Origin of the sequence: Candidatus Clostridium eludens, assembly GCF_045310515.1 — a bacterium.
In the GTDB taxonomy this organism is placed as follows: Bacteria; Bacillota; Clostridia; order Clostridiales; family Clostridiaceae; genus Clostridium_B; species Clostridium_B eludens.
On record NZ_JBJHZX010000083.1, the window covers coordinates 1 to 7921 of the forward strand.

8 protein-coding genes and 1 riboswitch are annotated in these 7921 nt (G+C 30.9%); of the genes, 7 read left to right on the top strand and 1 reads right to left on the bottom strand.

Features of this window, described 5'->3' with window-relative positions:
- The first annotated feature begins 278 nt into the window (after positions 1-278).
- Positions 279-386, top strand: a riboswitch (SAM riboswitch).
- Between the two features lie 125 nt (positions 387-511).
- The 6 genes from ACJDU8_RS24635 to sufU all read left to right on the top strand — a co-directional run bounded on the left by ACJDU8_RS24635 (position 512) and on the right by sufU (position 5886).
- On the top strand, positions 512-670 hold the full coding sequence (locus tag ACJDU8_RS24635; protein ID WP_406794833.1) for a YezD family protein: 159 nt from the start codon (positions 512-514) through the stop codon (positions 668-670).
- Between the two features lie 165 nt (positions 671-835).
- The gene (sufC, locus tag ACJDU8_RS24640) at positions 836-1582 is read left to right on the top strand and encodes a Fe-S cluster assembly ATPase SufC (RefSeq protein ID WP_406794834.1); all 747 of its coding nucleotides are present in this window, start codon (positions 836-838) and stop codon (positions 1580-1582) included.
- Between the two features lie 29 nt (positions 1583-1611).
- On the top strand, positions 1612-3018 hold the full coding sequence (sufB, locus tag ACJDU8_RS24645; protein ID WP_406794835.1) for a Fe-S cluster assembly protein SufB: 1407 nt from the start codon (positions 1612-1614) through the stop codon (positions 3016-3018).
- 10 nt (positions 3019-3028) lie between these two features.
- Positions 3029-4204, top strand: a complete 1176-nt coding sequence (gene sufD, locus ACJDU8_RS24650; protein WP_406794836.1) for a Fe-S cluster assembly protein SufD — start codon at positions 3029-3031, stop codon at positions 4202-4204.
- Positions 4197-5459 (top strand): cysteine desulfurase, encoded by a 1263-nt coding sequence (locus ACJDU8_RS24655; RefSeq protein ID WP_406794837.1) that lies wholly within the window; start codon positions 4197-4199, stop codon positions 5457-5459. Before sufD ends, ACJDU8_RS24655 begins: the two co-directional genes overlap by 8 nt.
- A complete protein-coding gene (gene sufU, locus ACJDU8_RS24660) occupies positions 5446-5886 on the top strand; it encodes a Fe-S cluster assembly sulfur transfer protein SufU (RefSeq protein ID WP_406794838.1) in 441 nt (146 codons plus the stop codon). Before ACJDU8_RS24655 ends, sufU begins: the two co-directional genes overlap by 14 nt.
- A gap of 119 nt (positions 5887-6005) precedes the next feature.
- Here the strand turns inward: sufU and add are convergent, their stop codons facing one another.
- Entirely contained in the window at positions 6006-7046 is a 1041-nt protein-coding gene (gene add / locus ACJDU8_RS24665; RefSeq protein WP_406794839.1) for an adenosine deaminase, read from the bottom strand.
- A 411-nt stretch (positions 7047-7457) separates the two neighbouring features.
- On the opposite strand from add, the gene ACJDU8_RS24670 reads away from it, so the two are divergent.
- A complete protein-coding gene (locus ACJDU8_RS24670) occupies positions 7458-7640 on the top strand; it encodes an aspartyl-phosphate phosphatase Spo0E family protein (protein ID WP_406794840.1) in 183 nt (60 codons plus the stop codon).
- Positions 7641-7921: the final 281 nt, after the last annotated feature.

Consider the following 7921-nt stretch of genomic DNA (forward strand, 5'->3'; position numbering starts at 1 on the left):
AATCTATACAAAATATAAAAAATAAATAAGTCTATAGCAGTTATTTAACTGACCATAAACTTATTATACGAGGGGTGATGGAACTTGAAAAAAATTTATATTTTTGCATATTCTATGTATCAATGCAATTCATAATTTTTATGTTTACTCCAGCAGGTATGCTGAAGACTAAACTTTATGGTTTATTTAAAAATAATTGTAAATTTTATTGACATTGTACAGTTTAATATATATAATAAAATTTAATAAGAGTAATAATTTAAAATTTAATAAGTTAATCCTTATCAAGAGAAACTTAGGGAATGGCCCGATGAAGTTTCAGCAACCACATTCAAATTTTATGTAAGGTGCTAAGTCCATCAGAACGTAGTTCTGGAAGATGAGGTAAAGGAAAAACCTTTAAGGTTGGTTCTTTTATATCTTTGGTGATGATATACAACCCTCTTCTTACATTGAAGAGGGTTTTTATTTTACATTAATAAAGTATTGTAAAAGGGGGTAGAATATAAATATGGAGGCAAAAACTGTACGAAAAAATCAGATCTCAGAAGAATATGTGAAAAAAATACTTGAATCGTTAAAAAATATAAGCTACGGATCTATAACTTTGGTAATTCAAGATGGAATAGTAATTCAGGTGGAAACTAAGGAAAAAATAAGACTTAAATAGAGAGTTATTATTGATTATCCTTTAAATAAAGAGTAAAATATAATCAGAGACAATGTTGAGTATTTAAGTCGGATATTATTTCGTTTAATTGCTCAGTTAATTTTGTAGCTGATTTTTTTTGTATTTAAATATGAGTTAAATGCTCGGATATAGAGGAGAGATATGATGTCAAATAAGTTGTTAAAAATAAATAATCTGAGAACAAAAGTTGAAGAAAAAGAAATACTAAAAGGAGTGAATTTAGAGATTAAAAAAGGTGAAATTCATGCTATAATGGGACCAAATGGTGCAGGAAAATCTACCCTTGTAAATACTATTATGGGCCACCCTAAATATAGTATATCAGAAGGTGATATAATATTTGAAGGAAAATCCATTAATGATTTAAAAGTAAATGAGAGAGCTAGATGCGGAATTTTTATGTCTTTCCAATATCCTGAAGAAATACAAGGTATAACTGTTGAGAATTTCCTAAGAAGTGCAAAAATTTCAGTTTCAAGGAAAAAAATTGGTATATTGGCATTTAGAAAGGTTTTAAAGGAAAAATTAAAACTTTTAAACATAGATGAAAGTTATACCCGTAGGTATTTAAATGTAGGATTTTCTGGTGGAGAAAAGAAAAAAAATGAAATACTTCAGATGGCAGTGCTTGAACCTAAACTGACTATGCTGGATGAGACAGATTCAGGACTTGATGTAGATGCTGTTCGGATAGTATCGGAAGGAGTAAGTACGCTTAGAACAGAAGGTAATTCCATACTTATAATTACCCACCATAATAGTATATTAGAATATTTAAAGCCAGATTATGTCCATGTGCTTATAGATGGAAAAATAGTTAAGACTGGGGATGTATCCTTAGCTGAAGAAATAGAGAAAAATGGATATGATAAATTTAAAGGGTTAGTATAATTCACTGCTTAATAAGAGAGGTGTTTCTATTGAAGAGAAATAAAACTTATATAGAAGATATAGCTAGAAGTATTTATGACATAAAAAATAAAGATAAATCCAGTTATAGAACTGATAGGGGACTTACAAAAGAAATAATAGAAGAAATATCCTATGAAAAAAATGATCCAGTTTGGATGAAACAGCATAGACTTAAATCTTTAGAAGTATATAATAGTATGTCAATGCCTGCCTGGGGACCGGATTTAACGGATTTAAATATGAATAATATAGTCACTTATGTTAGGCCCAATACTAATATGAAACATGATTGGAAAGATGTTCCCGAAGATATAAAGAATACTTTTGATTTACTTGGTATACCTAAGGCAGAGCATGAATCATTGGCAGGAGTAGGAGCTCAATATGATTCGGAAGTTGTTTATCATAATGTAAGTGAAGAACTGAAAAAACAGGGTGTATTATATATGGATATGGAAACAGCTATAAGAGATTATGAGGAGCTGGTAAGACCTCATTTTATGAAACTTGTACCTCCAACGGATCATAAATTTGCCGCACTTCATGGAGCAGTTTGGTCCGGTGGATCATTTGTATATGTTCCAGAGGGAGTGGAAGTTGATATTCCCATTCAATCTTATTTCAGACTAAATGCACCTGGGGCAGGACAGTTTGAGCATACCCTTATAATACTTGAAAAAGGGGCAAAGATTCATTATATAGAAGGGTGCTCTGCACCCAAATATTATGTAAATAATTTGCATGCAGGATGTGTTGAATTATATATAGGGGAAGGAGCTTCATTGAAATACAGCACTATAGAAAATTGGTCCAGGAATATGTATAATTTAAATACAAAGAGGGCAACGGTAGATAAAAATGGCCATATAGAATGGGTAACAGGTTCTTTTGGATCTAAAGTATCAATGCTGTATCCAATGAGCATATTAAAAGGAGAAGGAGCAAAATGTGATTTTACAGGTATAACTTTTGCAGGCGCTGGTCAGCATTTAGATACAGGTTCAAAAGTAGTTCATGCAGCACCAAATACCACATCTACTGTAAATTCAAAATCTATATCTAAAGATGGGGGAGTTGCTATTTATAGAGGACTTTTAAGTTCTACTAAAAATGCAGTACATTCAAAATCAAGTATATCTTGCGAATCACTTATGTTGGACGGTAAATCTAGATCAGATACAATACCTGTTATAGATGTATGTAATAATAATGTAGATATAGGTCATGAGGCTAAAATAGGGAGAATAAGTGAGGAGGCTGTTTTTTATCTTATGAGCAGGGGACTTACAGAAGAAGAAGCAAAAGGTATGATAGTTACAGGTTTTGTTGAACCTATAGCAAAAGAACTTCCGCTTGAGTATGCGGTAGAGATGAATAATTTAATCAAACTAGAATTAAAGGGAACTATAGGATAGGAGGTATAGTATGTATGATAAAGAAAATTTCAGTGCAGATAAAGATGTGATGTCCATATTTGAAAACAAAAGGGATTTTAAACTGAACCAAATCTGTGTTCCTATATGGAGATATCTTGGACTGAATGATTTTTCTATTAAAAATTATAGTCTTCCAGAAATAGAGCCATATAAAGTAGACTATATAAATTTTCAACCTGAAGATTTTAAAAAGAGTATTATAATGCCTACCAAGCAGGCAGGGAAAAGTAGATGTCTCTACAGCTATTTGAATTTTAAGGAAGTAACCTCTGTATCTGAGGATTTTGTAAAACTAGCAGAAAACGGATTTAATTCAGGAATATTTATAAAAATCCCTCAAAATAAACTTATAGATTCATACGTAAGACTTAATTTTAATTTAGACAGAGATAATCCAATTGTTATGGATCATAACATAATCATAGCAGAAGCCAACAGCAAAATTACTTTTATAGCAGATTATTATACTAATGACAAAGAAATAAATGCTTTTCATAATGGATTGACCAAAATAATTGCAAAAGATGGAGCTGAAGTAAATGTTATAAAGATTCAAAGAATGAATGACAAGTCAACTCACTTTGATTGGAATATGGCTTCAGTGGAAGGAAGTGCAAAGATAAATTGGATAACTGTAGAAATTGGAAGTGATATAAGTGTTACAAACTATAATTCTAGCTTAATGGGACATTATAGTACTTCTAATATTTATTCAGCTTATTTAGTAGATGGAGACAGAAAACAGGATATTTATTATACTAACAATCACTTTGGTAAAAAGAGCATTAGCAATATGTTTGTAGAAGGAGTATTAAAGGATAGAGCCAGAAAAGTATTCAAAGGAGATATAGATTTTAAGAGAGGCTCATCTGAATCTAAAGGTTCTCAAGTTGAACAGGTACTTCTTTTAGATCCTACGGTGAAAACAGATTCTGTTCCCATGCTTCTTTGTGAAGAAGAGAATGTAGATGGATCACATGCAGCTAGTGTGGGTAGAATAGATGAGGATGAACTTTTTTATTTGATGAGCAGAGGGTTTAATTACAGCGAAGCTCAGAAACTTATAATAGAAGCTAGATTTAATCCTATTTTTGATAAAATTCCTGCAGATGATTTGAAAAAATTTTTATCTGAAGAACTTAATAGGAGGATTATGAATGAATAGTTTGGATACAAAAGTGACAAATATAGATGTGAAGAAAATAAGAGAGGACTTTCCCATATTGTCTATAAAGGTAAATAACAGGGATTTAGTATATTTAGATAATGGTGCCACAACTCAAAAGCCAATACCTGTTATAAAAGCCGTTCAACATTATAATGAAAATTTTAATGGCAATCCTCATAGAGGTGCCCATTATTTAGGTGTTACATCTACAGAGGCTTATGAAAAGGCTCGTGAAAAAGTAAAGGGATTTATAGGAGCAGAAAAGTGTTCTGAAATAATATTTACAAGAAATGCTACAGAATCTCTCAATCTAATAGCCTATAGCTATGGTATAAACTTTATAAATGAAGGAGATGAAATAGTAATTCCTATATCAGAGCATCATAGTAATATACTTCCATGGCAAATGATATCAAAAGCCAAAGGTGCGGTACTTAAGTACATGTATACTGATGAAGGCGGAAGATTAAATGAGGAAGAATATAAAAGTAAAATTACGGATAAAACAAAAATTGTTTCAATTGCACAAATGTCTAATGTACTTGGAACAAAGTATCCGGTTAAGGAAATTATCGCATATGCCCATGAAAAAGGAGCTATAGTTGTAGTGGATGGAGCACAGAGTGCTCCTCATATGGAAGTAAATGTATGTGATATTGACGCTGATTTTTTTGTGTTTTCAGGACATAAAATGCTGTCTTCTATGGGAGTAGGAATACTTTATGGAAAAGAAGAACTTTTATTAAAAATGCCTCCTTTCCTGAGAGGAGGAGATATGATAGAATATGTTACAGAACAGGAAGCTACTTTTGCAGAACTTCCGTATAAATTTGAGGCAGGAACTCAGAATGTAGAAGGAGCGGTATCTATTAATGCTGCTATAGATTATCTCAGTTCAATAGGTCTTGATAAAATTGAAGCATACGAAAAGGAGCTTACAGAATATGCCCTTAAAAAAATTAGTGAAATAGATTATATTACAGTATATGGACCAGAGAATACAGAAAATAGAGGAGGAATTATTTCTTTTAATATAAAAGATGTGCACCCCCATGATGTAGCAACAATACTAGACAGTTATGGTGTAGCAGTAAGGGCAGGGCATCATTGTGCACAGCCACTTATGAAGCATTTGGGAATACAATCCTCTGCCAGAGCCAGTTTTTATTTTTATAACACTTATGAAGAAATAGACAAATTTATAGAGGGTGCTAAGCATGTAAGGAAGTGGTTGGGATATGGACGATCTTAGTCTTATATATTCAGAAATAATAAAAGAACATAATCAGGATACTACAAATAAAAGAGAGATGAAAGATGCAGATTTAAAAGAAAGAGGTCACAATCCAAGTTGTGGAGATGACATAACTCTTTTGTTAAAATTCAATGGGGATATAATAAGTGATTTAGCCTATGAAGGCAGTGGATGTGCTATATCCCAAGCTTCTACATCTATGATGATAGATTTGGTAAAAGGTAAAACTATTGATGAAGCTATATATTATGTAAAGCTCTTTATAGGAATGATAAAAAAAGAAATCACAGATGATGATGAGTTAGAAAGATTAGAGGATGCTATTGCACTTAAAAATATATCAATGATGCCTGCCAGAGTAAAATGTGCAGTGCTTGCATGGCGTACTCTGGAGGAAGCCATAAAAAAGAGAGAAAAATCTTAGAGCATATATTAGCTTAGTTATATAATAAATCTCCTTCCAGAAAAAATATATTCTGGCTAGGAGATTTTTGAGCTGGCAGAACATAAAAGTAAAAAAATCCGTTAAATTGTATTGATAGGTTATTTGTAGGTGTCTTTCATGCTGTTCATAAAGGAAGAATACTCAGAATACAGCTTGCTTGTATCATCTTTCGAAGCAAAAGACGATTCTATTCCGTTTTTTACAACCTTGCATATGTCATTAAAATCGAAATTTTGATACTCTATAAGATATTGAAACTCTTGAATTATATTGGTATTTGATACAGTTGTATTATCTGTATTTACTGTTACAATAAGTCCCTCATCTAAATATTTTTTTATAGGATGTTCTTTATAGGAATTTACTGCAGAAGTATTTACATTACTGGTTATGCATACTTCTAGAGGAATTCTATTTTCTTTTAGATAGTTTAATATTTTTTCATCTTTGTATGCATATGTTCCATGTCCTATTCTTTCGGCACTTAAAGTATTTAAAGATTTCATTATATTTTCTGCTGTACCGGTCTCGCCGGCATGTACTGTACGGTGAATTCCATATTCCTTGGCCAGTTTAAAAGCTTCTTTGTGAATCTCAGGAGGAAAATCCGATTCATTTCCGGCAAGATCTACAGCAACTACACCCTTGTTAGTATATTTTTTTGCTGTATTTACAATTTCTATTCCATTTTTTACAGGATCTTGTCTTAGTATACATAAAATTAGATTAGACATGATATGCAAAGTGTTTCTTCCGTAATCCATAGCAGAAAGTACAGTATCTATGACCTGTTCTGAAGTTAGGCCTCCTTTTAAATGATTAAGAGGAGCAAAACGTATTTCTATATATTTTATGTTTTGTTTTAGAGCATCTTCTAATAATTCCACGGTTACTCTATATATATATTCTTTCTTCTGCATCACTTGTATGGGTAAATTGAACTTATTTAAATATTCTTTTAAAGAAGTACATTTACCAAGAACCTTAACTTCTTTCTGAAAATTGTACAGTTCTCTGTTGGGGAGAGGTATATTTTCTTTATACATAATCTCTAAAATAGTTTCTGGTCTTAAACTACCATCTAGGTGGCAGTGAAGGTCTGTTTTAGGAATAAGTTTAAGTATTTTATCAAAATTCATTATATCACTCCTTTAATATATTGTTAGTGGTATTTTTATTAAAGTATTTCAAAATAAATAATCTAAAGTTTATCCGAACGCTACCATTGCTAACACCCCCAGCGCACTCTGTGAAAGCGATTCACGCAAAATTAAAAATTTTGGTTCTCTGCTTTTCTATCAAAGTGGGGGATAAGTACTGCTACGCACCTGAACCTAAGAATCACTTGATATTATAGTATCATTAATAGTATACATTTACAATAAACAGTGCTTAATGTATATTAATACATTATTTGTCTAAGTATTATATTTTATAGTATAATTTATGTTTTTAAGTAAATAAATGTATTATATTAATTATTGCAATATATGAAATAAAGTAATACAATAAAAAAGGTTGTGAAAAATTAATAATGGAGTGAGAGTTTTATGAAACAAATAGAGCAGCTTAGAGAAAGGTTGAATGCACTAGTTGCTACAAATGATATATTATGTAAAGGTGAGGTGTTAAGATTAAGCCAAGAATTAGATAAATTAATTTATATGCAATATAATAGAGGTATTAAGAATTATAAAGGAACTATAGATGTAGGTTTGGAATTTAATATATAAGCATTGTTTTTGAGTATATTGCATTAAAGAATTGTGAAACATATAATGAAGTGACAGAGTGTAAGGATATGTTTTAGGACAAGAATTTATACATATTTTGAAAGTTAAAAGGTTTATGAATATAAATAGGTATTGAAGTACATAATGTATAATAGGGTAGTTGTAGTTAATTATAAAAGAATTTAATTATGAAATTTTGCCAACATAAAAAAATTGATAAAAAATGTTGACAAAGATAATTTCAGATGATATACTATAAAAGCTGCTTAAGTAAACAGCAG

Excerpts from the sequence above, each read along its gene's own strand:
- add (WP_406794839.1), bottom strand. The coding sequence starts at position 7,046 with ATGAATTTTGATAAAATACTTAAACTTATTCCTAAAACAGACCTTCAC.
- sufU (WP_406794838.1), top strand. The coding sequence starts at position 5,446 with ATGGACGATCTTAGTCTTATATATTCAGAAATAATAAAAGAACATAAT.
- sufD (WP_406794836.1), top strand. The coding sequence starts at position 3,029 with ATGTATGATAAAGAAAATTTCAGTGCAGATAAAGATGTGATGTCCATA.
- ACJDU8_RS24670 (WP_406794840.1), top strand. The coding sequence starts at position 7,458 with ATGAAACAAATAGAGCAGCTTAGAGAAAGGTTGAATGCACTAGTTGCT.
- ACJDU8_RS24655 (WP_406794837.1), top strand. The coding sequence starts at position 4,197 with ATGAATAGTTTGGATACAAAAGTGACAAATATAGATGTGAAGAAAATA.
- ACJDU8_RS24635 (WP_406794833.1), top strand. The coding sequence starts at position 512 with ATGGAGGCAAAAACTGTACGAAAAAATCAGATCTCAGAAGAATATGTG.
- sufC (WP_406794834.1), top strand. The coding sequence starts at position 836 with ATGTCAAATAAGTTGTTAAAAATAAATAATCTGAGAACAAAAGTTGAA.